Here is a 23,522-nt window from a genome sequence, read left to right as displayed (position 1 = left end):
GTTTCACCCGGCCCCTAGGGAATCGGAGATCGTGTGCAGGGTGTCGAGCAGGGGCCGGAGAAGAGGATGCGCCTGGGCACCGCGCCGCACGGCCGCGAAGACCCGACGCTCGGGACCCGGCGTCCGACGTACCGCGACGCCCGGTACCGCCACGCCCGGCAGCACCATGTCGCGGAGGGCCAGTCTGGGCACCAGTGCCACTCCCGCGCCGGCTCCGACCAGTGCCACCACGGCGCGGAAGTCGTCGGAGCAGTGCGCGAAGTTCGGCGAGAAGCCCGCCTGCTCGCAGGCGAACGTGATCACGTCGTGGACGGGGTTGCCGGGGTAGGGCCCGATCCACGTCTCGCCGGCGAGATCGCCGAGCCGGACCGCGTCCGCCGGGGGCGGGCCGCCGGAGCCCGCCAGAGGGTGATCCTGGGGGAGGACCAGGTCGAACGGCTCCGCGTACAGGGCGGATCGGTGCAGGCGGGGGTCGGCCGCGTCCGGGGCGCCGCGATACTCCACCGCGATGGCCAGGTCGGCCCGGTCGTCGAGCAGCATGGTCAGGCTGTGGTCGCCCTCGGCGTCGAGTACCCGTACCCGCAGCCCCGGGGAGCCGGTGCGGAGGGCGGTGATGGCGGGGGAGAGCACGGCGCTGATCGCGGTGGCGAAGCAGGCGACGGTCACCTCGCCCGCCGCGCCCGTGCTGTAGGCGGCGACCTCGGCTTCGGCGCGTTCGAGCTGGGCGAGCACCTCGTTGGCGTGGGTGAGCATGATCTGGCCGACCGCGGTCAGGCGGACGCCGCGCGCGTCGCGGGTGAACAGCCGGTGGCCCACCTCGTGCTCCAGCGCCCCGAGCTGCTGGGAGACGGCCGAGGGGGTGAGGTGCAGCGCGGCGGCCGCGGCGGTGACCGTGCCATGGTCGGCCACCGCGCGCAACGTACGCAGCCGCCGCGTGTCTATCACGCAGCGAGAATACTCAGGTCAGTGGCGACGTGCGGGCCTGGATGAAGGCGTCGACCGCGCGGTCCACGTCCTCGGCCGAGTGGGCCGCCGACAACTGGACCCGGATCCGGGCCTGGCCATGGGGCACGACCGGGTACGAGAACCCGATCACGTACACGCCGAGCTCCAGCAGCCGCTCGGCCATGGCCCCGGCCTCGGCGGCGTCGCCGATCATCACAGGGGCGATCGGATGGTCGCCGGGCAGGATGTCGAACCCGGCCTCGGTCATCTTGGCGCGGAACCGGGCGGTGTTCGCGCGCAGCCGCTCGCGGGCCTCGCTGGAGGTCTCCAGCAGGTCGAGGATGCGCAGCGAGGCCGCGGCGATGACCGGGGCGAGGGAGTTGGAGAAGAGGTACGGGCGGGAGCGCTGACGCAGCAGCTCGCAGATCTCCTTGCGCGCCGCGACGTAGCCGCCGCTGGCCCCGCCGAGCGCCTTGCCCAGGGTGCCGGTGATGATGTCCACCCGGTCGGTGACACCGTGCAGCTCGGGCGTGCCGCGACCGGTCGGCCCGACGAACCCGACCGCGTGGGAGTCGTCGACCATGACCATCGCGTCGTAGCGTTCGGCCAGGTCGCAGATGTCGGCCAGCGGCGCCAGGTAGCCGTCCATGGAGAACACGCCGTCGGTCACCACCAGCCGCCGCCGCGCGTCGGACGACTCCTTCAGCCTGGCCTCCAGCTCGCCCATGTCGCGGTTGGCGTAGCGGTAGCGGCGGGCCTTCGACAGCCGGATGCCGTCGATGATGCTCGCGTGGTTCAGGGCGTCGGAGATCACCGCGTCCTGCGCGTCGAGCAGCGTCTCGAAGACGCCGCCGTTCGCGTCGAAGCACGAGCTGTAGAGGACGGAGTCCTCCTGGCCGAGGAAGTGCGAAAGGCGGGCTTCGAGCTCCTTGTGCACTTCCTGGGTGCCGCAGATGAACCGTACCGAGGCCATCCCGAAGCCCCAGCGGTCGAGCGCCTCCTTGGCGGCGGCGACCACCTCGGGGTTGTCGGCCAGGCCGAGGTAGTTGTTGGCGCAGAAGTTCAGCACCTCTCGCCCGGTCACGCCCACCTGTGAGCTCTGCGGCGTGGTGATCACCCGCTCGGGCTTGTGCAGCCCCGCCTCGGTGATCTCGTCGAGCGTCGCACGCAGCTGATCGCGTACGTTCGTGAACATCAAACGCTCCAATCCAGGATGACCTTGCCCGTGCGGCCGCTGGCCGCCGTGTCGAAGGCGGCGTCGAAATCGCGGTACGAGTAGCGGTCGGTGATCACCGGGGACAGGTCGAGGCCCTTCTCCAGCAGCACCGACATGTTGTACCAGGTCTCGTACATCTCACGGCCGTAGATGCCCTTGATGGTGAGCATCGAGGTCACCACCGTGGCCCAGTCGATCGCGAACTCCTCGGCGGGCAGCCCGAGCATCGCGATCTTCCCGCCGTGCGTCATGTTCGCGATCATGTCTCGGACGGCCCGCGGGTTCCCGGACATCTCCAGCCCGACGTCGAAGCCCTCGCGCATGCCGAGCCGCGTGATGCCGTCGGCGATCGAGGTCCGCGAGACGTTCAGGGCCAGGGAGACGCCGAGCTTGCCGGCCAGGTCGAGCCGTTCCTCACTGACGTCGGTGATCACCACGTTGCGCGCGCCCACGTGCGTGGCCACCGCCGCCGCCATCAGCCCGATCGGGCCCGCGCCCGTGATCAGCACGTCCTCGCCGACCAGGGGGAACGACAACGCGGTGTGTACGGCGTTGCCGAACGGGTCGAAGATGGCCGCCACGTCGGGATGGACCGGCACCCGGTGCTTCCAGACGTTGGAGGCGGGCAGCGTGACGTATTCGGCGAAGGCGCCGTCCCGGTTCACGCCGAGTCCGATGGTGTTGCGGCACAGATGGCGGCGCCCGGCCATGCAGTTGCGGCACTTGCCGCAGACGATGTGCCCCTCGCCGCTCACCAGGTCGCCGACGGAGATGTCCTCGACACCGGGCGCGACCTCGACCACGTGCCCGGAGAACTCATGCCCCACGATCAGCGGAAGCTTCAGAGTATGCCGCGCCCAATCGTCATATTTCCGGATGTGGAGGTCGGTGCCGCAGATGCCGGTACGCAGCACCCGGATCAGCACCTCACCCGGACCCGGTGTGGGCTCCGGCACGTCGGCCAGCCACAATCCGGGCTCGGCTCGCTCCTTGACCAGCGCTTTCATGGCTCATCTCTCCCTCTGCCCCGAACCTAACGCACTGTGCCCGCTCGCCTAGGGACGTGTCCATCGAAGGATTCTTAAGTGCCCCCACAGCTTCCCTTCACGCCACTCGTACGGCGTGCCCGATATAGCAGTTTTAGCGCTGGTTATTTGCATAAACGAGCGCTAGCCTCGCTTGGGTGGAAGACCTGCGCATCGGAATCATCGGCCTCGGCCTCCGCGGCAACCTGGCACGCTACGCGCACCAGCCGGGTCAGGGCTCGGTCGTGGCCGCGCTCTGCGACTCCGATCCGGAGGTGCTCAAGAGCCAGGCGAAGGGGTTCGACGCGGAGTTCCTGACCGAGGACTACCACCGGCTGCTCGACCGCCGAGACCTCGACGCGGTCATCGTCCTGACGCCCGACAACACGCACGAGCGCGTCGCCATCGACTGCCTGGAGGCCGGCAAGGCCGTCTACCTGGAGAAGCCGCTGGCCATCACCGTGGAGGGCTGCGACAACATCCTGCGCGCCGCGCGGCGGACCGGGACCCGGCTGTACGTGGGGCACAACATGCGGCACATGGGCGTGGTCCGGCTGATGCGCGACATCATCCAGCAGGGCGTCATCGGCGAGCCGAAGACGATCTGGGTGCGCCACTTCATCTCCTACGGCGGCGACTACTACTTCAAGGACTGGCACGCCGACCGCACCCGGACCACGGGCCTGCTCCTGCAGAAGGCCGCGCACGACCTCGACGTGATCCACTGGCTCGCCGGCGGCTACACGACCAGGGTGAACGCCCTCGGCGACCTCATGCTCTACGGCGACCTGCCGCGCCGCGAGCCGGGCACGCCCAGGCCGGAGGGCTGGCTGAGCGAGTACGAGTGGCCACCGGCCAGCCGCGGCGACCTCAACCACGTCGTCGACGTCGAGGACGTGTCGGTGATGAACATGCGCCTCGACAACGGCGTCATCGCCGCCTACCAGCAGTGCCACTTCACCCCCGACTACGTGCGCAACTACACGGTGATCGGCACCGAGGGCCGGCTGGAGAACTTCGGCGACGGCCCCGGCGACACGGTCAAGGTCTGGAACACCGGCCCGTCGGGCTACCGGAGCGACGGCGACATCGCGTACCGGGTGCCCGACGCCACCGGCTCGCATGGCGGTGCCGACACGAACATCATGCGGGAGTTCTGCGGGTTCGTCCGGGACGGCGGGGTCACCGACACGTCCCCGGTGGCCGCGCGGATGAGCGTCGCCGCCGGTTACATGGCCACGATGTCGCTACGCGACGGCGGCATGCCGTACGACGTCCCGCCGATCGACCCGGAGCTGGCGGCGTACTTCGACCGTGGACAGCGGGAACCCTGACGTACGTGGTCGACACCACGGACGCGCCGCTGTCGGTGCAGGTTGGGGCTCCTGGCTTGGAAATGCCGTTCTAACTGTGCAACACTGTTGCACAGTTAGAACATGGTTGTCGAGGCAGACATCAACACAACGAGATCAACGCGGCTTTCAAGAGGCTGCGCAAGATCCAGACACTGACCGTGGTCGAGGACCACAACGGGCATCGCTGGGGGTGCGTCCAGTGCTCATGCGGAGCCACGCCTTTCAAAGTGTGGTCGACGCCACGTAATCCGGGAAACCACGCCAAAGGCATTCTCGAATGGGCTCACGAGCATGCTGAGTGCAGCACGAGAGAGGAGGGCTCATGAACAACTGGAACTTCCGCGTCATGCTGAACCGGGCGCCCAGTGACGAAGAGACGGACACCCTCTACGAGGCGGGTCTGGACGACTCCGCAGTGGCAGGGGACCCGGATGGCGGCGTCTACCTCATGTGCGAGCGCGAAGGGGAGAGTCTCCTGGAGGCGATCACTTCTGTGCTCATCCAGATCAGTTCGGTCGACAAGCTGTGGGCCGTCGGCGTGGGGCAAGGTGACGCGGTGACGCTCGGCGACGCGGCCCGGCGACACGGTGGCCGCACGCAGGCCAGCTTCCGTCAGCTGGCGAGCGGGCAGCGTGGGCCCGGCGGCTTTCCCGAACCGCTGATCGAGGCTGACAACGTCAGCCTCTACTCCTGGGCGGAGATCTCCGAGTGGCTGCGCACCAAAATGGGCGACAACGTTCCGGAGACGAACCGGGACGTCACCCTGGCCGACGCGGCGGTCAAGCTGGCCTGCCGGGCCAGTGTCGTGCACCGGGCACCCCAGGTGCGGGATCTCCTCGAAGTGGCCTGCCGTCCCACCCTCGTCGAAGCCAAAGTCGAAGCCAAGGCCAAGATCGAGGCCAAGATCGAGGCCACAGCCGCCCAAGGGGAGTCGGCGCCGCCAAAAGTGCCCGCCGCGTGATCGCGGCGGGCACCCGGCCGGTCAGCGCTCCTGGTGCTCCTTCTCCAGGTCGGGGAAGGCGGCCGACGGGTCCTGCTCGCCCTGCGTGAGCTGGCGAGGCCCGTTGGGGCTGTCGTGGTCCTGGGCGTCGGCCACGGCCGCCGCCGCCGCCTCCGAAGCCCTGGCGACCTCCTCGTCCGCCGCCGAGCTCTCCGGCAGCTCCTCCCGCGTCGCCGCCGACCTGGGCAGTGCTTCGGTGAACGCCTTCGACACGCCCTGCAGCGCCGAGGTGACCTCGCTGGGGATCACCCAGAACGTGTTGCCGGGGCTCGCCGCGAGCTGCGGCAGCATCTGCAGATACTGGTAGGCGAGCAGCTGGGGGTCGGGGTCGTTGCGGTGAACCGCCTGGAAGACCTGGTCGATGGCCCGCGACTGGCCCTCGGCCTGCAGGATGGCGGCGGTGCGCTGGCCTTCGGCGCGCAGGATGCTGCTCTGCTTGTCGCCTTCGGCGGTGAGGATCTGCGACTGGCGCTGGCCCTCGGCGTTGAGGATCGCCGCCCGCTTGTCACGCTCGGCCCGCATCTGCTTCTCCATCGCGTCCTTGATGGTCTTGGGCGGGTCGATCGCCTTGACCTCCACGCGGTTGACGCGGATGCCCCACTTGCCGGTGGCCTCGTCGAGCACGCCGCGCAACTGGCTGTTGATGGTGTCGCGGGAGGTGAGCGTCTTCTCCAGGTCCATGGAGCCGATGACGTTACGCATGGTGGTGACGGTGAGCTGCTCTATCGCCTGGATGTAGTTGGCGATCTCGTAGGCCGCCGCCCGGGGGTCGGTGACCTGGAAGTAGAGGACGTTGTCGATCTCGACGACCAGGTTGTCCTCGGTGATGACCGGCTGCGGGCGGAAGGTCACGACCTGCTCGCGCAGGTCGATCATCGGGTAGACGCGGTCGATGTACGGGATGACGAAGTTGAGTCCCGGCTTCAGCGTGCGGTTGTAGCGGCCCAGGCGCTCGACGTTGCGGGCGCGTGCCTGGGGCACGATCCGCACGGCCTTGAGCACCGTCAACACCGCGAACAGTATGACGAACAGTCCGACCAGCAACAGCGGGTTCATGGTCACTCCCGGGGATATACGAGGGCTGTGGCGCCCTCGATCTCTATGACATCGACGGTCGCCCCCGTGGGGATTACCAGGGTCTCGTCATAGGCGCGCGCGGACCACTCCTCGCCGCCGATGCGTACCCTGCCCTCGCGTCCGGTGACCTCCGACACGACGTACGCCTGCCTGCCGAGCAGCGCCTCCACGCCGAAGCGCTGCAGTTGTGGCTGCCGGAGGTGACGCATGGCGACCGGCCGGATCACGATCAGACCGGCCGCGGAAGACAGGGCGAAGACCAGCAGTTGCAGGGGAACGGGCAGACCGATGGCGGCGGTCGCGGCGGTGAGGAGGGCGGCCGCGCCGAGCAGTCCGAGCGCTGCGGTGACGGTGAAGATCTCCGCCACGCCGAGGACGACTGCCAGGATTATCCAGATGATCCATTCATCCATGTTCCGGCCCTCCTGATGGCATAACGGGCCTGGGTACTCGACTGGTTCCCCTCTCCTACCGTAATGCCGGAATCATTGCTGTGGCAGGGGCGCGGGGCGGTACAAGGCGCTGCCCTGCCGCCACTTCTCCCACGGCAGTTGCCAGAACCCCCAGCCGTTGTCCCACTGGAGCGGGCGGGCGGTGCCGGTGATCGTCACCGGGTCGCCGCGCAGCGAGCCGGCGAAGAACCAGGCCGCCTGGTCGGGGCGAGCGTTGAGGCAGCCGTGGCTGACGTTGGCATGGCCCTGGGCCCACACGTTGTTCTTGGCGTGGACGTATTCGCCGCTGTTGGAGATGCGCACGGCATGGTCGATCAGTACGTCGTAGAAGCCGGGCTCGCCCTTGACGCGGCCCGGCGAGACCATGCGGACCGGGTTGCCCTTGTCCATGGTCAGGTGGATGCCGCTGGTCGTGGTGTATTCGGGGGTGGTGGCCATGCCCGCGCTGATGGCCATGCGCTGCGCGATCCGGTCGCCGCGCCTGACGACCATCTGGTGGGTCCGGGTGTCGACCGAGCTGGACTGCTCGCGGCCCACGGTGAAGGCGAACGTGCGGTCGGTCACGCCGTAGACGCCCGGCGCCATGCGCACCCCGGTCAGGTGGGCCGTGACCGTGATCTGCTGCTCCGGTGTCCAGAAGTCGCGGGTGCGATAGATCACCCGGGTGTCGCCGACCCAGCGCCACGCGCCCTCGGCGGCGGGTTTGACCTCCAGCGCCCGCTCCACGGCCGCCTTGTCGTGCACCGGGGTGTCGAAGTCGAGGATGATCGGCATGCCGACGCCGACGGTCTCGCCCGGCAGCGGGGTGATGGAGGCGACCTGGAAGGTATGGCCGGCGGCGCGGGTGCGGAAGCGGCCCATGGCCACCGTCGACGGGGCGCCTGGACGCGCCGCGGTGACGGTCACCGTGTATTCGGATCCGGGGGCCAGCGTCCAGGAGGAGCGCCAGGTCGTACGGGAGGCGTCGAGCGTGCCCGGCACCGGTGCGCCGGCCACGAAGGCGAGCACCTGGCTGAGCTTGCCGCCCTGCGCCTTGACGACCAGGCCCTGATCCGTACGGGCGCGCAGCGCGTCGAAGGCCGGGGAGACCCGCACGACGGGCGGCACGGGCGCCGGTCGCTCGGCGGTTACCGAGCCGCAGCCCGCGGTGAGGAGTAGGGCCACGAGGAAGGTGGCCGCGGCGCGCCGCATCTCAATCCTGCTTTCCGGGAAGGGGGTACCCAGGTTAGCGGGGAGTCACGAAATGAGCACGCCAAGTCATCTATCGGATGGTTCCGGAAACCTCCCCCAATGTGCGGCCGCCGGCCGTGGCTCTGATCGTCACAGTGTCGCCGTCCTCCAGGAATGTCCTGGTCTCTCCGCCGGCGAGCTTTATCGGATCGGTGCCGTTCCAGGTCAGCTCGATGAGCGAGCCCCGCTCCTCGCGCTGCTCGCCGGAGATCGTGCCGCTCGCGAACAGGTCGCCGGTCCGCAGGGCGGCGCCGTTGGCCGTCATGTGGGCGAGCATCTGGTCCGGCGTCCAGTACATGCCGGAGTACGGCGGGCGGGACACGACCTCGCCGTTGATCGACACCTCGACGGCGACGTCCAGCCCCCAGTCGCCCTGCCTGCGCAGGTAGTCGAGCGGCTCGGGTTCCTGCGCGCGGCCGGGTATCCGGGGCAGCGCCTCCAGCGGCGTGATCCACGGCGAGATCGAGGTGGCGAACGACTTGCCCAGGAACGGCCCGAGCGGCACGTACTCCCACGCCTGGATGTCGCGCGCGCTCCAGTCGTTGACCAGCGTCACCCCGAACACGTGGTCCTCGAAGGCCCCGGCGGGCGCGCCGAGCTCGGACGGCACTCCGATGACGAAGCCCAGCTCGGCTTCGAGGTCGAGCTTGGCGGACGGTCCGAACCGCCCGGCCCCGAGCTGGCCGTGCGGCCGGGTGATCGGGGTCCCGGACGGCACGACCGTGCCCGCCCGGCCGTGGTAGCCGACGGGCAGGTGCCGCCAGTTGGGCAGCAGCCCCTCGGTGCCGGGCCGGAACATCCGGCCGAGGTTGGTGGCGTGCTCCAGCGAGCAGTAGAAGTCGACGTAGTCGGCCACCTCGAACGGCATGTGCAGTCGCACCTGGTCCAGCGGGACCAGATGCGGCTCGGTGATCGCGAGGTCGGAGGTGAGCTTGGTGGCGATCAGCGTCCTGGTGTCGTGCCAGGCGGTGCGCCCCCTGGCCATGAAGGGGTTCAGGGTGGGAGCGGCGAACACCTCGTCGTGCAGCGCGGCGGCCAGGTCGAGGACCCGGTCGCCGTAGCGCACGCCCACTCGTGGCGCTTCGCCGCGCCGGGAGAACACCCCGTAGGGCAGGTTGTCGGCACCCCAGGTCACGCGTCCTCCTCGATCAGTCCCAGCACGCGCAGATCGTCCAGTGGCGCTCCGGTGTTGCACGAGCCATAGCTCACCAGCAGCGCCCTGGCCCGTTTCGCCGTCTCCTCGGACACGGCGCGGGCCAGCCGTACGAGGTGGCTCACGTCCGTGGTGCGCAGCACGGGCACGGGGTCGCGCTGCTCCACGGCCTCACAGACGGCGAGCAGCAGGTTGAGGAAGCCGTGCCGGTCGACGCCGAGCGTGGGGTCGAAATGACGTACGGCGTGGTGCAGCCCGGCGGTGGCCTTGAACGGTATGTCGTGCTCCGCGCAGAACCGGATGAACGCCGCGAGATGCTCGACCGGCGGGAAGTCCTCGGCGGCCGAGCCGCCGCAGCGCACCTTGAGCGCGGCGCCCTCGGGCCTGTCGGCGACGTACCTCCCGGCGGGCACCTCGACGAACAGCCGCACGCTCGGCGGGAGGCCGCCTTCTGGCAGCAGGGCGAGGGCGTCCACCCGTATCTCGACCGAGTCCACGGGCAGGTCGTCGAACGGCGGGATCTCCGGCGTGTCCACGATCAGCCCGATCCGGAGCGGCGGGGCGTCCTCGCGGCGCAGCCCGTCCAGGCGGCTGGCGGGGCAGAGGAAGCGGTGGGTCAGCACCTGGGAGGCGCGCTCCTGGTCGCGCTGGTGGCGGGCCAGCGCCTCCGACATGTGCAGGGAGGTCGGCGGGAACAGGCCCGCGTCGTCGACCAGTGCGATGTAGAGGTTCATCGGGCCCAGGTCCATGCGTAGCCGGGGTCCTCGCAGGTCAGAGCGGCCTGGCCGAGGTCGAGCGGGCGGAAGGTGTCGATCATCACGGCCATCTCGCTGGTGGTCGTGATGCCGCGGCCGACGGCGTCGATGACCGCCTCCACCGCCCCGGGCTGCGGACCGTGCGTGAAGCCGGCCGGATGCAGCGAGATCGAGCCGACGTCGATGCCGGAGCCCTTGCGGGCCGAGTAGTCGCCGCCCACGTAGAACATGAACTCGTCGGAGTCGACGTTGTGGTGGTTGTAGGGGATCGGCACGGACTCGGGATGGAAGTCCAGCGGACGCGGGCAGAACGAGCAGACCACGAACCCCGGCCCCTCGAACGTCTGGTGGACTGGCGGCGGCGCGTGCGTCTTCTTCACGATGGGCTCGAAGTCATTGATGTTGAACGCGAACGGATACAGATAACCGTCCCAGCCGACCACGTCGAACGGGTGGTTGCGGTAGACCAGTCTGGTCAGCCCGCCCCAGGTGCGGACCAGCACCGGGACCTCCTCGCCCGCGACGACGAGCGGCTCGGCCGGGCCGCGCAGGTCGCGCTCGCAGTAGGGGGCGTGCTCCAGCAACTGCCCGTACTGGGACAGGTAGCGCTTGGGCGGCCTGATGTGCCCGGACGCCTCGATGGCCAGCACGTTGACCCGGCCGTCGGGCACCCACCGGTGGATCGTGCCGGTCGGGATGACGATGTAGTCGCCCGCGCCGGCCTCGATGACGCCGTACGTCGACTCGAAGCGGGCCCGGCCCGCCTGGACGTACACGCACTCGTCGCCCATGGAGTTGCGGTAGAGCTCGCTGGGCCGGTCGCTGGTGGCGTACGACAACCGGACGTCGGCATTGCCCGCCAACTGCATCCGCCCCGCCACCAGGTCACCCGCGCTGCCGAGGTCCTGGGTGCGGAAGTGGCGCGGCGACAGCGGCAGGTTCGGCTCCAGGCGGAGGTCCGCCGACGGAGTGACGGCCTCGGCCTTGACGATCGCGGTCGGCAGGTAACGGTGGTAGAGCAGCGAGGAGTCCGACGAGAAGCCTTCCTCGCCCATCAGCTCCTCGGCGTAGAGGCCGCCGTCGGGCCGCCTGAACTGGGTGTGCCGCTTTCGGGGCACCTCGCCCACGACGCGGTAGTAAGGCATCCTCGCCTCCCGAGCGTCCGTTTATCGGACATCTGTGTCCTCTATCTGCAACCACCGTCCGCCATGGGGCGGGCGATGTCAACCCAGCGCGCCGGCCAGCTCGTCGGCGGCCTCGACCACGCGCCGCCCGGCCGACTCGTCGAGCGGCCCGAACGTCACCACGCCGACCGACGCCTCCAGCCACGGCAGCCCGGCCACGGGCGCGGCGATGCCCCGCGCGCCCTCCTGCAACTGCCCCTCTGTCACGAGATAGTCGGCCCGCCCCTCGCGCAGCGCCAGGATCGCCTGCCCGGCGGCGCCCAGCAGCAGGGAGTGACGCGACCCCTCCCGGTAGGCCACGTGCATGTTCGTCCACGACGGCTCGACCACGGCCACGGCCAGCCCGTCGTCGCCCTCCGCCACGGTCAGGTGCGCGGTCGCGCCCACGTCCTCGGCGAGCCGCCGCAGCGTCGGCAGCGCCGCCGCCCGAAGCAGCGGTTGTACGGCCTGAGCCAGCACGAGCACCCCGAACCCGAGATGCACCCGCCCCTCGGCGTCCCGGCGGACGAACCCCTCGCTCAGCAGCGTGGTCACCAGCCGGTACACCACCGGCCGCGACAGCGACAGCTCGGTGCTCAGCTCGGTGGGCGTCCGCCCGCCCTTGCCGTCGGCGAGCAGCCTCAGCAGGCGGAGCCCGCGTTCCAAAGTCTGGGCGGATTCAGCGGCCATGAGCCGATTATCTACGCGTCAGCCAGGAGTAACGCCGCGCGGTGCCGGGGTACGTATCGGGGAGACAGACCGGGGGGCGAAATGCGGCTGACGTGGGGATTGGTTGTTGCCGGGTTGGGTTTGTGCGCGTTGCTTCCCGCCTTGCCCTCGGAGGTCACGCGGACCGTGGCCGTGTCGAGCGACCTGCCGGTCCCGCACGGGGATCCCCCGGCCAAGCGGCTCGTCGAGACCGTCTTCTACGTCACGCAGGGCATCGAGGTGGATGCTCACCTGATGCCGTTCGAGGACGACGTCACCATCCGCCCCGCCGCCCTCGCACCGGGCGTGACCTTGGACGCCGCGGGCCAGCTGCACGGCATGCCCCAGCGTCCCGGCACCTTCGCCGCGCCCGTCCTGCTGTGCCGTGGCCAGGACTGCGCCGATCAGCAGATCACGATCGTCGTGCTGCGGAACGTGCCCTGGCAGCCGAGCGAGCTGGCCTTCCCCGGCAAGGTGGGCAACCGTTACGACGAGCAGATCACGATCGAGGGCGGGCCCACGGGCGTGCCGCCCACGTTCTCCGTGACCGACCACGGCAGGCTGCCGAAGGGCGTCACGATCGGTCCCGACGGCCACATCGGCGGCATCCCGGAGGCCGCCGGGGTGTCCGAGGTGCCGGTCCGTGTCTGCCTGGCGGGCAACTGCGCGGGCGTGGTGGTGGCCCTGATCGTCGTCTGACGGTAGTGCCAGCCTGACCAGCCGTTCGGGGGACGACGGGCATGATTCGGCGGGGTCGCGCGGCGCACACTTGCCAGGAAGTGTTCACCCTGGAGGCCCGTCATGACCATGCTGAAGCCCCGCTCGGCGCCGAACCCGACCGAGCCGCCCATCGAGCCGCCCCCCGCCGTTCAGGCCGCCGCCACGCTGTGGCTGGTCGCGGTCGCGGCGGGGGTGTTCGAGACCGTCCTGGCCGTCGGCGACCTGCTGTCCACGGGGACGGCCTCGGCGGGCGAGTTGCTGTCCGGCGTCGGGATCCGGCTCGCCGTCTTCGTCACGGCCGTCTTCCTGGCGCTGCGACTCAGGCACGGCAGGAACTGGGCACGCTGGACGCTGGCGGTGACGCTGGGCGTGTTCGGCACGCTCTCGCTCGTCATGCAGCCCGTCCAATGGCTGATGGACGGCCACTCCGTCGCCGAGGCATTCGCCGGGGCCGACGCGATGGGCCTGATGTTCGCCGGCAGCCGGGTGCTGCACGTGCTGGCTGTGCTCGGCGCCGTGGCGCTCATGTTCCAGCCGAGGGCCAACGCGTACTTCCGCTCGGCCCGCCTGGCCCAGGGTGACTCAGCCCGGCACGCTCTCGGCGACCGGGACGGGCGCGCGTAGGTCACGTACTCCGGGAGACAGCAGCGCGGCGAGCGTGGACAGCACGACGAGGGCGGCGCAGCCCAGCAGCGCCGTCCGCGTGCCGACCAGGTTCGCCACCGGCCCGGCCAGCATGAGCCCGATCGGGCCGAACATCAACGAGCCCAGCGCGTCGTACGAGCTGACCCGCGACAGCGACTCCGGCGGGATCTCGCGCTGCATGGTCGTCTGCCAGAGCACGCCGAACACGTCGAAGCAGACGCCCAGCACGAACGCGCCCGCCACGATCGCCCACAGCGGCGCGCCGGTGCCCAGCATCACGTAGGGCAGGGCGGTCGGCAGGCAGAGCAGCGTCCCGACCAGGATGGGCCGGGTGGGCCGGACGCGCAGCGAGACGATCACCCCCACGATCGTGCCCACCGCCTCACCGGCCAGGAACGCCGACCAGGCCGCGGGCCCGCCCAGACTTTCCTTGGCCAGCAGCGGCCCGAGCACGCCGTGACCCGCCTGGAGTGCCATCACGAGCACGGAGAACTGCGCGACCACCACCCAGATCCACTGCCGGGACCTGAACTCGTGCCACCCGTCACGCAGGTCGGCCAGCACCGAATGCCTGGCCGCCGTGTCCCGCTCGCCGGGTGTGAGCCGCAGCGCCGCGATCAGCACCCCGGCCACCGCGAACATCAGCCCGCTCGCGGCCAGCGCCCACCCGCCGCCGAACAGCACGACCGTGCCACCACCCAGCACCGCGCCCGCCACCCGCGAGCTGTTGGCGCCCAGGCCGAGCAGCGCGTTGCCGGTCTGTAGCCGGTCGGCGGGCACGACCTCGGGGATGATGCCGGTCAGCGCGGGGAACATCATCGCCATCGCCACCCCGCTGCAGGCGGCGGCAGCGGCCATCGCGGGCAGCGGGGTCCAGCCCGACAGCATCATCGCGGCCAGGGCGAAGAAGGCCAGCGCGCTGATGAACTCGCTGACCGTCATCACCCTGTATCTGGGGAACCGGTCCGCGATCACCCCGCCGACCAGCATGAACACCACCATCGGCAGCGCCTCGGCGGTGAGCACCACCGAGAGGGTGGTGGCGTCCGCGCCGGGCAGGGCGAGGATGCCGAAGGCGAGCGCCACGGGCGCGAAGGCGCTGCCCAGCATCGACATGGTCCTGGCGGTCAACAGCAGCGTGAACCGCCGATCTCGGAGCAGGCCGAGATCGTGAAGATAGCCGTGCACTTGGTGGCCCCCTAGTCGCCCAAACGCTCACTATTGTGCTGGTTCGTCGCATCCGCTGTCGTCTGGATATATCGCTGCTTGTCACGCCGTTGACAAGACCGAAAGTGGAATGTGCAGGTGTTTGGCAAGAACCGGGGCGCTTTCTGCCGTAATTTTCTAGGTTCCTGCAGTCGGCGAGGGGACCCGGGCATGCCCGAGGCACTGATCGAGCGTGTTTGAGTCGGCGGGGCGCCTGATCTACGGCGGCAGGTGGACGCTGCTGGTGCTGAGCCTGGCGGCGGCCATCCTGGCCGCGCCCTTCGGGCTGCAGCTGTTCGGCCGGATGGCCGACGGCGGCTTCGCGGACCCGGCCGCCGACTCGACCACCGCCGCCGCTTGGAACGACGCCTGGTACAGCGGTAACACCCCCGACGTCGTCGTCCTCTACCGGCACCCGCAGGTCAAGGTGCGTGACGCGCGTTTCAAGAAGGCCGTGCACGACTCGCTGCGCGCCCTGCCCGCCCAGTACGTCGGCAAGCTGGCCACGTACTGGACCACCGGCTCCAAGGAGCTGATGTCCACCGACGAGCACGCCACCTACGCCCTGATCACCCTGAAAGGCGCCAAACAGCAGGCGTACGCCGCCATCAAGGACCGGCTGCCCGTCGCGAACCTCCAGGTCCAGGTCGGCGGCTCGGTGCCGCTGCTGAAGGAGCTCAACGACCAGACGGCGGCCGACCTGGCGCGCGCCGAGGCGATCTCGATGCCGGTGCTGCTGGTCCTGCTCGTGGTGGTGTTCGGCAGCCTGGTGGCCGCCGGGCTGCCGCTGCTCGTCGGGCTGCTCGCCGTGATCGGCGCGCTCGTGCTGCTCAGGCTGCTGACCGAGGTGACGGAGGTCTCGGTCTTCTCGCTGAACGTCGTCACCATGCTCGGGCTCGGGCTGGCCGTCGACTATTCGCTCTTCGTGCTGACCGCCTTCCGCGAGCAGATCAGGTCCGGCCTGCCGACCCGTGAGGCCGTGGTGCGCACCATGGCGACGGCCGGCCGTACCGTCGCCTTCTCCGGCTTGACCGCGGCGACCTCGCTGCTGGGACTGCTGCTGTTCCCGCAGATGTTCCTGCGCTCGATCGGGCTGGGCGCGGCGGCCGTGGTGCTGGTGGCCATGCTGTCCGCGCTGGTCGTCCTGCCCGCCGCGCTCGCCGTCCTGGGGCCCCGCGTGGACGCCGTCCGCCTCACCCCCCACTTCGGCACCCCCCACTTCGGCACCCCCCACTTCGGCGCGGCCCGCGCGGGCGCCGGGGTCTGGCCCGCGATCGCCTCCAGCGTGCTGAAGCGGCCCGTGCTCTACCTGGTCGCGGTCACGTCCGTGCTCCTCGCGCTGGCCGGACCGTTCGCCCACGTACGGTTCGGCAACGTGGACCACCGGGTCCTGCCCGCCACCACCGAGAGCCGCCGCGTCGCCGAGACAGTCGACCGCGACTTCGCCAAGAACTCGATGGCCACGATCGACGTCCACGTCCTCGTCGAACGCTCCTTCACCACCCGTCCCGCCACCCCCGGCCCCCTCGGCCAGGGCTACTTCCCGATCAGCGCCGTCACCCCGATCGACCCCACCGACGCCAAGCCCCTCGCCGACCGCCTGCGCGAGCTGCCCGGGGTCACGGGCGTCGACCTCGCCGGCCTCTCCCAGGCCAACGGCGCGGTACGCCTGGCGGTCCGCTACTCCTACGACCCCATGTCGGACGCGGCCCAGCACCTGGTGACGCTGATCAGATCGATGTCCCCGGAGCCGAACGTCCGCCAGGTCGTCGTGGGCGGCCCGACGGCGGCCCAGATGGACCTTCTGTCCAGCCTCCTCTCCAGGCTGCCGTGGATGGCGCTGGTGGTCGGCGGGCTCACGTTCCTGCTTCTGTTCGCCGCCTTCGGCTCCGTCGTCCTGCCGGTCAAGGCCCTGCTCATGAACATCCTCTCGATCGGGGCCTCGTTCGGGGTGATCGTCTGGGCCTTCCAGGACGGCCACCTGGCACCGTGGCTGCACTTCACCCCCACGGGGACCATCGAGGCCACGGTGACGGTGCTGATCCTGGCGGTGGTGTTCGGGCTGTCGATGGACTATGAGCTGTTCCTGCTGTCGAGGGTGCGGGCGGAGTGGCTGCGGACCGGTGACAACGCGGCGGCGGTGGCGACCGGCCTGCAGCGGACCGGGGGCGTCATCACCAGCGCGGCGCTGCTGTTGCTGGTGGTGACCGGGGCCTTCTCGACGGCCGGGATCACGATCGTGAAGCTGCTCGGGGTGGGGATGTTCGTGGCGATCCTGGTGGACGCCACGCTCGTGCGGGCTCTGCTGGTGCCGGCGACGATGCGGCTGCTGGGTGGGGCGAACTGGTGGCTGCCGGGGGTGTTGCGGGGGGTTCATCGGCGGATCGAGTTCCGTGAACCTTCGCCGCCGGAGGGGCGGCGGCCTTCCGGGGATGTGGCTTCCCCACTGCTCCACGTCTCGCGCCCCCTCAGAAAGCGGCCCTACAGCATCACCGCCGACGACCCGGACGCTTCCCGCTCCGGGGCGCAGCGGCCCACCTGGGAGAAGGTCACCGCCGGCCGTACCAGGGTCGTCAGGGCGAACCCCGACGGACCCGGCTGGACCTGGGTGGAGGTGGACACGTGACCCACGCGCTCGGGTTGCTACTGAGCGCATTGATCGCCTTGCTGACACTGCCGTGAGCAGTTCGTCCGCGAGATGCTCGATCGTGACGATGGTCCGCCGGTGAACGGGCTGTTCATCCCATGAAGACGGGCTTGTCGCGAGGAGGGGCTGGTCGTGAGGGTCGCGGTGCTGGCGTTGGGATCGCGGGGGGACATTCAGCCGTGTGTGGCGCTGGCTCAGGGGTTGGGCGCGCGTGGGCACGAGGTCACGCTCGTGGCGCCGGAACGCTACGAACACCTGGCGGTTGGGCACTATGAGCGGCCCGGATTGCGGTTCGCGCCGTTAGGGGCGGATCCGGTGGCGATCGTGGAGAGCGAGGAAGGACAGGCGTGGTTGCGTAGCGGGCCGTTGGGGTTCGTCCGGGGCTTGAGAACCGTCGTCGAGCCCCTCGCCGCGAACCTCGTCGCCGGGGTGGACGCCGCCTGCGCGAACGCCGAACTGGTCCTCGCGCCCGCCCTCGGATCCCTCGGCAGGCATCTGCACGAGAGATACGGCATGGCGTACGGGATCCTGCAGTTCCAGCCCAGCGAGCCGACCGGCGAGTTCCCGAACCCGCTGGTCCCGCGCCGGACCCTGGGCGGGATCGGCAACCGGGCCAGCTATGCCGTGGTCGAACGGCTCGGCTGGCTGATGCTGGCCCCCATGATGAACCGGCTGCGCGGGCAGGTGCTCGGCCTGCGGCCGTTGCGGGGCAGCCCGTTCGCGGCCGACCGGCGGGATCGGGTGCCGGTGCTGTGCGGGGTCAGCCCGCTGGTGGTGCCCAGGCCGCACGACTGGCCCGCCTACGTGCACCTCACCGGCTACTGGCGCCTGCCGCCCGAGCCGGACAGTTCGCTCCCCTCCGACCTCGCCGACTTCCTGGACGATGGGCCGCCCCCTGTGTACGTCGGTTTCGGGAGCATGGTGCCGGACGAGCCGGAGGTGGTCGCCGAGCAGGTGGTCGCGGCGTTGCGGCTGGCCGGGATGCGGGCGGTGGTCCAGGGGCTGCCCGTGACGGCATCGGCGGACGTCTGCCCGGTGGGGGAGGTGGCGCATGAGGTGTTGTTCCCGAGGATGGCCGCGGTCGTGCACCACGGTGGGGCGGGGACCACGGCGGCGGGGCTGGCGGCCGGGGTGCCCAATGTCGTCTGCCCCTTCTTCTCCGACCAGCCGTTCTGGGGGCGCAGGGTGGCGGCGTTGGGGGCGGGGCCGCCGCCGTTGCCGATCAGGGCGCTGAACGGGCGGTCATTGGCCGCGCGGCTGCAATCCGTACCGGAATATCGCGATAAAGCAGCGCAACTCGGGAAACTACTAAAGGTTGAACGCGGGGTGAAGAACGCCGTTGATCTCATTGAAGGTTGCTGATCATCCAGATATTGTGCGATGTGTCCACGATCACCCCTTGGAGTAAGGCGCCATGCGACTGAGGAAGATTTTCGTCATCGGATTGGCACTCTCGCTGTTAGGTATAGGCGTTCCAGCCTGGTCGGCGGACGATCCACGTAGCTGTAACGACCTCATGTCCGGTGACACGCCGGCCTACGTCGTCTGCCGCTGGATGGCCACGCCGGAAGAGGCGGCCGACATCGCCAACTTCTGGCTCTCGAACGACGGCGAGCACCTGCAAGAGGCCGGCCCGCTGAACCCGATCACCGTCGACTGCACCGAAGCCGGCAACGAGTGCGCCAACGACTCCGAGGGCGACGGCCAGTTGCACGACGTCGACTCGCCCGACGTCGAGGGCGCCGAGGACGGCGGCTCGCCCGAGTGCCAGTCCAGCGAAGACTGCTTCGTCAACCCCGAGGGCCTGTCGGCGGCCGAGATCCAGGCCGCCGAGAAGACCGCCGGTGGCCAGGCCGTCAAGGCCGCCGCCGCGGCCGGGATGCGCGTCTGGATCGACGCCGAGCTGGCCGACGACTGGAAGTCGGGCAAGCTCGCCGAGGCGGCCAAGAAGGTCGCCGCGGTCGCGGCGCAGCAGGGGGCCGTGGGGATCAGGTTCAGCTCGCAGCTCGGGTTCAACAAGACGTTCGAGACGGCTGACGAGATGGACAAGTTCGTCACTGAGGCCACGACCACGCTCCGCAACCTCGCGCCGGGCAAGAAGCTGGCCGTGCACACGGTGGTGCCGCTGCTCGGCTGTGGCGTCAACGACGCGTGCAAGACCGAGATGACCAAGAAGTACCCGCTGCTCGACCCCGAGCGGATCGGCGCCTGGCTCACCAAGGGCCTCGTCGACCAGCTCGCCCTGGACGGCGGGCACCTGGCGACCGAGTACGCCACCTGGAAGATCGACGCCACCGAGGCCCAGCGCAACCAGTGGATCCAGGTCAGGGCGCGCGCGTGGGACGCCTACGCTCAGATCGCCGCGGAGGACGCGGGCTTCGCCACCGTGGGCTCGCCGCAGCTCACCGCCGAGCAGGCGGCCAAGTCGATCACCGACCGCATCGCCGCGCCGCTCCAGGCCGACGCCGCCGAGACGGTCAACCTCTGGTCCCGCTGGCAGAACGACCAGGGGCAGGTCAGCAGGCTGTACGGGGAGAAGTGGGCGGAGAACGTCACCTGGGAGCAGCTGAAGAAGCTGACCTCGATCCGTCCTCGGCTGGCCACGATCTACGACCCGTCGGCGCCGGAAGTCGACACCGACACGGACCTCAAGAAGCTGTCCGAGGTGTTCGGGCAGGTCTACCTGCACACCGCCTGACGTACGGGCTTGGCTTACGGCGAGCGTTCGCGCCTCACACCGCACCGCGGATGAGGTCGGCGCTTGCCGTAAGTGCGTCTTGGCTTGTCTTCTTCCGTCCGGAAGGCATGCTGGCGCGATGATGCGCTCGCGCGGTGATTTCCGGTAGCACGAACTGGCCAGACGGCTTGGGCCCGGGGAGCGCGAGAGGCCGAACGGCCGTCTCGCCGGAAGTGCGGGGACTTGTCCCCGCTATCACCGCCTGAGCTCCAACGGCGCTGAGCGCCTGAAGGCGATGACCATGCTTTCATGGGCCGGGCCCGTATGACACGCGTCAAGACATGCCGACAGCGCCCTCTGGCGAACGCTGCCTGCGTTTTCCAGTACTGCCAGGCGGTGTCAGAGTTTGATCAGCTTGGCGTACGGGGTCGTGATTCGTTCCTGTCGTGAACCGAAGTCAACGAGCACGGCCTCGTCCTCGACGCCGATGACCCGACCGAGACCGTACCGGTCGTGGGACACCTGGTCGTTCAAGGTGAACACCTCGACCGGTGGGGCCGGAGGCGGGGGTTTGAAGGGGCTGGTGGGCAGGTGGCGCCGGGTCGCGGCGCTGGGCGGCTTCATCTACTCCAGTATGCGCCACCCTGAGATCTTAGAACGCCACATTCGCCGCAGTGGTTCGGTTTTCGGGCGTAAATACAGGGGAAAGACGGCCAAATGTCTGGGTTTGGGGGCGTCCGGAAAGCTGTAATCACATGGTCGTTCCGCCTGAGGCGTCCAGACGGTGTCCGGTCACGTAGCGGCTGTCGTCGGAGGCGAGAAAGGAGACCACGTCGGCGACGTCCGCGGGGGTGCCCAGCCGGCCCAGCGGTGACAGCGACGACAGCCAGGCCAAGGCTTCGCCGACCAGGCGTCCCTCATGCATGTCGGTGTCGATGACTCCGGGCGCCACGGTGTTGACCGTGATGCCACGCGGCCCGAGCTGCTTGGCCAGCACAGGGGTGAGCACGTCGAGTGCCGCCTTGGACATGGCGTAGTCGATCGCGCCGGGCATGGCCATGCCCCGGGTCAGCATCGTGCCGACGGTGATGATCCGGCCGCCGTCCCGTAGCCGTGGCAGGGCGAGCTGGGTGATGAAGAACGGAGCGGTCGTGTTGACCGCGAAGAGCCGCTCGAACCCCTCCCGCGTCACGCCGTCGATCTCCGCCTGGCCGCCGAGGATGCCCGCGTTGTTGACCAGGATGTCCAGGCCGTCGGCGTGGGCGTCGAAGGCGGTCCACAGCACCTCGGCGTCTCCCGGCGCGCCCAGCTCGGCCCGGACGGCGAAGGACTGCCCGCCGGCCGCTTCGATGGCCGAGACCGTCTCCTTGGCCGCCGCCTCGTTGCTGCCGTAGTGGATGGCGACCCGGGCGCCCTCCCGTGCGAGCCGGGTGGCGACGGCTCGGCCGATTCCCCTGCTGGCGCCGGTCACCAGCGCCGTCTTGCCGGTCAATGTGGTCATGTCGCTCAGTCCCTCTCAATCGCGTACTTCGTACTCGAAATGGGACCATAGCCATTCGAGTACCATGTACGCAAGAGCGGGAGGATGCGCGGGATGTCCGATGAGGAACTGGTCAGCATTTGGCTGCGGCCGGAGCGCGTGGAGCGTTCAGGGCCGGGGCGGCGGCCCGGCTACAGCCGGGAGCAGATCACCCGGGTGGCCGTGCGCATGGCCGACACCGAAGGGCTGGAGGCCGCGACCATGCGCCGGATCGCCGGCGAATTGGGCACCGGCGCCATGTCCCTCTACCGGTACGTACCCAAGCGCGATGATCTGTTCGACCTCATGATCGACACAGTGATGGGAGAGATCGATCTGCCCGAGAAGCCGTCCGGCGACTGGCGTGCCGATCTCTCGCTGGTCGCCGATCAGACCCGGGCCGCCGGCCTGCGCCACTCCTGGCTGATCGGCCTCCTCAACGGCCGCCCGATCCTGGGCCCGAACCTCCTGCGCGTGCACGAGTTCGCCCTGCGCGCGCTCGACGGGCTCGGCCTCGGCATCGATGAGATGTCCGGCTTCGTCGGCATGGTGAACGACTACGTCCACAGTGCGATCCGCCGCGAGATCGGCTGGCTGGAGGAGGCCCGCCGTACCGGCCTGGACCCGGAACGCTGGAAACGCGACTACATCGGTCCTTACGTTCGTCAGGTCGTCGAATCGGGCGCCTATCCCCTCTTCAGCCGATCCGTGCTGGAATCCGCGACCGCGCACCTAGCCCCCGCCGCGCACTTCCAGAACGGGCTGGATCGCGTACTCAACGGAATCGGCGCGCAGATCACGGGGGCGCGGGACGGATCAGGACGGCGCTAGGGGCGCGCGGCCAGGGCGGCCGCCCGGCGGGCGCGCAGCACGATCTCCAGCTCGAAGCGGATGTCCGGATCCGCGAGCTGGTCCCCGTAAAGCTCCTCCAACTGCCGCAACCGATAGCGAACCGTCTGCGGATGCACATGCAGCCGAGCCGCCACCTCCCCCGCCCCCCGGCCGTGCCGCAGCCAGGCCAGCAGCGTCTCCGCCAGCCGGTCCTGCTGCGTGGGCCGCAGGTGGGCCAGCGGCGCCAGCCGTACCTCCGCCAGCGCGTTGACCAGCTCCTCGTCCTTGAACACGACCAGCGTCGCCATATGGTCCGTGCAGCGCAGCAGGCCGCGCGGCAGCACGCCGCGCCCGGACAGCTCCAGCGCCTCGGCCGCCCACCGCAGCGACGACGCGGCGGCGGGCAGGGGTACGGCGGGTCCGATCGCGCCCAGGTAGCCGCGGAGCGCGGTCTCCAGCATCCGGGCCTGGCCGGGGCCGTCCGGGTCGGGTACGAGCAGGCATGGCGTGCTCCGTTCCAGGCCGGTCAGCACGTCGGGCGGCACCGCGGGGGACCGGCAGGTGCCGTGCCGGTCGTCGAGCGCGACGCAGGCCACGGTCTTCGGCAGCCGCCACCCGGCGGCCTTGGCCAGGTCGGAGATGGCCTCCGAACCGGCGGGCGGCCGGCTCAGCAGCAGGTCGAGCAGCCGGTTGCGACGCCGCTCGATCTCGCCCGCCGCGTGTGCCCGAGCTTCGTCGAAGCCCTCGCCCGCGGCGTCGGCGAGCTGGTCGAGGTAGACGAAGATGGCCTCGCCCAGGTCGTAGAGGGACTGCGGGGAGAGCCCGAGCGGGTCGGCGATCTCGGTCAGCCGCCGCCAGCCGACCCGGGCGCCCAGCCGCATCGCGGCCTGCAGGGGCTCCAGGTTGCGGCCCTCCGCCGCCTCGCCCTTGCCGATCATGCGGAACGGCTCGGGGTCCCAGGGGGCGGCGGGGTCCTGGACGTGGTCGAGGAAGCCGTCGATGGCCTGCTCGACGGTCGTCCTGACGACCTTGATGTAGACCTCGTCGGATGGCCGGGCGTACTCGGGGATGCGGGCCTGGATCTCCCCGATCACCTCGGCGGAGATCCGGCCGATTCCGGCCCTGAGCGTCTTCACGATGTCCGCGGAGATCCGGGTGTCGCTGGTGTCACTCTTGCTGGCCATCGCCCCTCCTGTCG

22 protein-coding genes are annotated in these 23,522 nt (G+C 69.9%); 8 read left to right on the top strand and 14 right to left on the bottom strand.

Annotation, left to right across the window (positions count from 1 at the left end; all coding sequences use genetic code 11):
• Positions 1-3: 3 nt before the first annotated feature.
• The 3 genes from AB0F17_RS48125 to tdh are packed head-to-tail and all read right to left on the bottom strand — an operon-like array spanning position 4 to position 3,168.
• Positions 4-945 (bottom strand): LysR family transcriptional regulator, encoded by a 942-nt coding sequence (locus AB0F17_RS48125; RefSeq protein ID WP_358037865.1) that lies wholly within the window; start codon positions 943-945, stop codon positions 4-6.
• Positions 946-958: 13 nt separating this feature from the next.
• Positions 959-2,140: a glycine C-acetyltransferase gene (locus tag AB0F17_RS48120; RefSeq protein ID WP_358037862.1), complete on the bottom strand. Its 1,182-nt coding sequence runs from the start codon at positions 2,138-2,140 to the stop codon at positions 959-961.
• A complete protein-coding gene (gene tdh / locus AB0F17_RS48115; RefSeq protein ID WP_358037860.1) occupies positions 2,140-3,168 on the bottom strand; it encodes an L-threonine 3-dehydrogenase in 1,029 nt (342 codons plus the stop codon). Before tdh ends, AB0F17_RS48120 begins: the two co-directional genes overlap by 1 nt.
• A gap of 176 nt (positions 3,169-3,344) precedes the next feature.
• Here tdh and AB0F17_RS48110 point away from each other — a divergent pair, with 176 nt between their 5' ends.
• Both AB0F17_RS48110 and AB0F17_RS48105 read left to right on the top strand, forming a co-directional pair.
• Positions 3,345-4,520: a Gfo/Idh/MocA family oxidoreductase gene (locus tag AB0F17_RS48110; RefSeq protein WP_358037857.1), complete on the top strand. Its 1,176-nt coding sequence runs from the start codon at positions 3,345-3,347 to the stop codon at positions 4,518-4,520.
• A gap of 343 nt (positions 4,521-4,863) precedes the next feature.
• Positions 4,864-5,502, top strand: coding sequence for a hypothetical protein (locus AB0F17_RS48105; protein ID WP_358037854.1), 639 nt, complete (start codon positions 4,864-4,866; stop codon positions 5,500-5,502).
• Between the two features lie 21 nt (positions 5,503-5,523).
• Here the strand turns inward: AB0F17_RS48105 and AB0F17_RS48100 are convergent, their stop codons facing one another.
• From AB0F17_RS48100 to AB0F17_RS48070, 7 genes are all read right to left on the bottom strand, one after another.
• Positions 5,524-6,597: an SPFH domain-containing protein gene (locus AB0F17_RS48100; RefSeq protein ID WP_358037851.1), complete on the bottom strand. Its 1,074-nt coding sequence runs from the start codon at positions 6,595-6,597 to the stop codon at positions 5,524-5,526.
• 2 nt (positions 6,598-6,599) lie between these two features.
• Entirely contained in the window at positions 6,600-7,031 is a 432-nt protein-coding gene (locus tag AB0F17_RS48095) for an NfeD family protein (RefSeq protein WP_358037848.1), read from the bottom strand.
• Positions 7,032-7,103: 72 nt separating this feature from the next.
• A complete protein-coding gene (locus tag AB0F17_RS48090) occupies positions 7,104-8,261 on the bottom strand; it encodes an Ig-like domain-containing protein (RefSeq protein WP_358037846.1) in 1,158 nt (385 codons plus the stop codon).
• Between the two features lie 70 nt (positions 8,262-8,331).
• Positions 8,332-9,435, bottom strand: coding sequence for a fumarylacetoacetase (fahA, locus tag AB0F17_RS48085; protein ID WP_358037843.1), 1,104 nt, complete (start codon positions 9,433-9,435; stop codon positions 8,332-8,334).
• The gene (locus AB0F17_RS48080) at positions 9,432-10,187 is read right to left on the bottom strand and encodes a hypothetical protein (RefSeq protein ID WP_358037840.1); all 756 of its coding nucleotides are present in this window, start codon (positions 10,185-10,187) and stop codon (positions 9,432-9,434) included. Before AB0F17_RS48080 ends, fahA begins: the two co-directional genes overlap by 4 nt.
• Positions 10,184-11,353: a homogentisate 1,2-dioxygenase domain-containing protein gene (locus tag AB0F17_RS48075; RefSeq protein WP_358037837.1), complete on the bottom strand. Its 1,170-nt coding sequence runs from the start codon at positions 11,351-11,353 to the stop codon at positions 10,184-10,186. Before AB0F17_RS48075 ends, AB0F17_RS48080 begins: the two co-directional genes overlap by 4 nt.
• A 78-nt stretch (positions 11,354-11,431) precedes the next feature.
• Entirely contained in the window at positions 11,432-12,061 is a 630-nt protein-coding gene (locus AB0F17_RS48070) for a helix-turn-helix domain-containing protein (RefSeq protein WP_358037835.1), read from the bottom strand.
• Between the two features lie 141 nt (positions 12,062-12,202).
• Here AB0F17_RS48070 and AB0F17_RS48065 point away from each other — a divergent pair, with 141 nt between their 5' ends.
• Entirely contained in the window at positions 12,203-12,778 is a 576-nt protein-coding gene (locus AB0F17_RS48065) for a hypothetical protein (RefSeq protein ID WP_358037832.1), read from the top strand.
• Between the two features lie 102 nt (positions 12,779-12,880).
• Entirely contained in the window at positions 12,881-13,423 is a 543-nt protein-coding gene (locus AB0F17_RS48060) for a hypothetical protein (protein ID WP_358037829.1), read from the top strand.
• Here AB0F17_RS48060 and AB0F17_RS48055 read toward each other — a convergent pair.
• Entirely contained in the window at positions 13,382-14,632 is a 1,251-nt protein-coding gene (locus AB0F17_RS48055; protein WP_358037826.1) for an MFS transporter, read from the bottom strand. The two genes, AB0F17_RS48060 and AB0F17_RS48055, sit on opposite strands and share 42 nt — an antisense overlap.
• A 211-nt stretch (positions 14,633-14,843) precedes the next feature.
• Between AB0F17_RS48055 and AB0F17_RS48050 the strand changes: the two genes are divergently transcribed.
• The 3 genes from AB0F17_RS48050 (at position 14,844) to AB0F17_RS48040 (ending at position 19,995) form a co-directional block, all read left to right on the top strand.
• A complete protein-coding gene (locus tag AB0F17_RS48050) occupies positions 14,844-17,276 on the top strand; it encodes an MMPL family transporter (RefSeq protein ID WP_358037823.1) in 2,433 nt (810 codons plus the stop codon).
• A gap of 153 nt (positions 17,277-17,429) precedes the next feature.
• Positions 17,430-18,659, top strand: a complete 1,230-nt coding sequence (locus AB0F17_RS48045) for a glycosyltransferase (protein ID WP_358037820.1) — start codon at positions 17,430-17,432, stop codon at positions 18,657-18,659.
• Between the two features lie 154 nt (positions 18,660-18,813).
• Entirely contained in the window at positions 18,814-19,995 is a 1,182-nt protein-coding gene (locus AB0F17_RS48040; RefSeq protein WP_358037817.1) for a hypothetical protein, read from the top strand.
• A gap of 378 nt (positions 19,996-20,373) precedes the next feature.
• On the opposite strand, the gene AB0F17_RS48035 is transcribed toward AB0F17_RS48040, so the two are convergent.
• Positions 20,374-20,598 (bottom strand): hypothetical protein, encoded by a 225-nt coding sequence (locus AB0F17_RS48035; protein WP_358037815.1) that lies wholly within the window; start codon positions 20,596-20,598, stop codon positions 20,374-20,376.
• A gap of 127 nt (positions 20,599-20,725) precedes the next feature.
• On the bottom strand, positions 20,726-21,475 hold the full coding sequence (locus AB0F17_RS48030; RefSeq protein WP_358037812.1) for an SDR family oxidoreductase: 750 nt from the start codon (positions 21,473-21,475) through the stop codon (positions 20,726-20,728).
• 93 nt (positions 21,476-21,568) lie between these two features.
• On the opposite strand from AB0F17_RS48030, the gene AB0F17_RS48025 reads away from it, so the two are divergent.
• On the top strand, positions 21,569-22,324 hold the full coding sequence (locus AB0F17_RS48025) for a TetR/AcrR family transcriptional regulator (protein ID WP_358037809.1): 756 nt from the start codon (positions 21,569-21,571) through the stop codon (positions 22,322-22,324).
• Here AB0F17_RS48025 and AB0F17_RS48020 read toward each other — a convergent pair.
• Positions 22,321-23,508: a helix-turn-helix domain-containing protein gene (locus AB0F17_RS48020; protein ID WP_358037806.1), complete on the bottom strand. Its 1,188-nt coding sequence runs from the start codon at positions 23,506-23,508 to the stop codon at positions 22,321-22,323. The genes AB0F17_RS48025 and AB0F17_RS48020 overlap by 4 nt on opposite strands.
• Positions 23,509-23,522 lie beyond the last annotated feature (14 nt).

Source organism: Nonomuraea sp. NPDC026600, from assembly GCF_040638335.1.
Lineage (GTDB): Bacteria > Actinomycetota > Actinomycetes > Streptosporangiales > Streptosporangiaceae > Nonomuraea.
This window is presented reverse-complemented; position numbering and strand designations above follow the sequence as displayed.

Excerpts from the sequence above, each read along its gene's own strand:
- AB0F17_RS48020 (WP_358037806.1), bottom strand. The coding sequence starts at position 23,508 with ATGGCCAGCAAGAGTGACACCAGCGACACCCGGATCTCCGCGGACATC.
- AB0F17_RS48105 (WP_358037854.1), top strand. The coding sequence starts at position 4,864 with ATGAACAACTGGAACTTCCGCGTCATGCTGAACCGGGCGCCCAGTGAC.
- AB0F17_RS48120 (WP_358037862.1), bottom strand. The coding sequence starts at position 2,140 with ATGTTCACGAACGTACGCGATCAGCTGCGTGCGACGCTCGACGAGATC.
- AB0F17_RS48070 (WP_358037835.1), bottom strand. The coding sequence starts at position 12,061 with ATGGCCGCTGAATCCGCCCAGACTTTGGAACGCGGGCTCCGCCTGCTG.
- AB0F17_RS48025 (WP_358037809.1), top strand. The coding sequence starts at position 21,569 with ATGTCCGATGAGGAACTGGTCAGCATTTGGCTGCGGCCGGAGCGCGTG.
- AB0F17_RS48090 (WP_358037846.1), bottom strand. The coding sequence starts at position 8,261 with ATGCGGCGCGCCGCGGCCACCTTCCTCGTGGCCCTACTCCTCACCGCG.
- AB0F17_RS48095 (WP_358037848.1), bottom strand. The coding sequence starts at position 7,031 with ATGGATGAATGGATCATCTGGATAATCCTGGCAGTCGTCCTCGGCGTG.
- AB0F17_RS48035 (WP_358037815.1), bottom strand. The coding sequence starts at position 20,598 with ATGAAGCCGCCCAGCGCCGCGACCCGGCGCCACCTGCCCACCAGCCCC.
- AB0F17_RS48075 (WP_358037837.1), bottom strand. The coding sequence starts at position 11,353 with ATGCCTTACTACCGCGTCGTGGGCGAGGTGCCCCGAAAGCGGCACACC.
- AB0F17_RS48030 (WP_358037812.1), bottom strand. The coding sequence starts at position 21,475 with ATGACCACATTGACCGGCAAGACGGCGCTGGTGACCGGCGCCAGCAGG.
- AB0F17_RS48060 (WP_358037829.1), top strand. The coding sequence starts at position 12,881 with ATGACCATGCTGAAGCCCCGCTCGGCGCCGAACCCGACCGAGCCGCCC.
- AB0F17_RS48040 (WP_358037817.1), top strand. The coding sequence starts at position 18,814 with ATGTCCGGTGACACGCCGGCCTACGTCGTCTGCCGCTGGATGGCCACG.
- AB0F17_RS48080 (WP_358037840.1), bottom strand. The coding sequence starts at position 10,187 with ATGAACCTCTACATCGCACTGGTCGACGACGCGGGCCTGTTCCCGCCG.
- AB0F17_RS48100 (WP_358037851.1), bottom strand. The coding sequence starts at position 6,597 with ATGAACCCGCTGTTGCTGGTCGGACTGTTCGTCATACTGTTCGCGGTG.
- tdh (WP_358037860.1), bottom strand. The coding sequence starts at position 3,168 with ATGAAAGCGCTGGTCAAGGAGCGAGCCGAGCCCGGATTGTGGCTGGCC.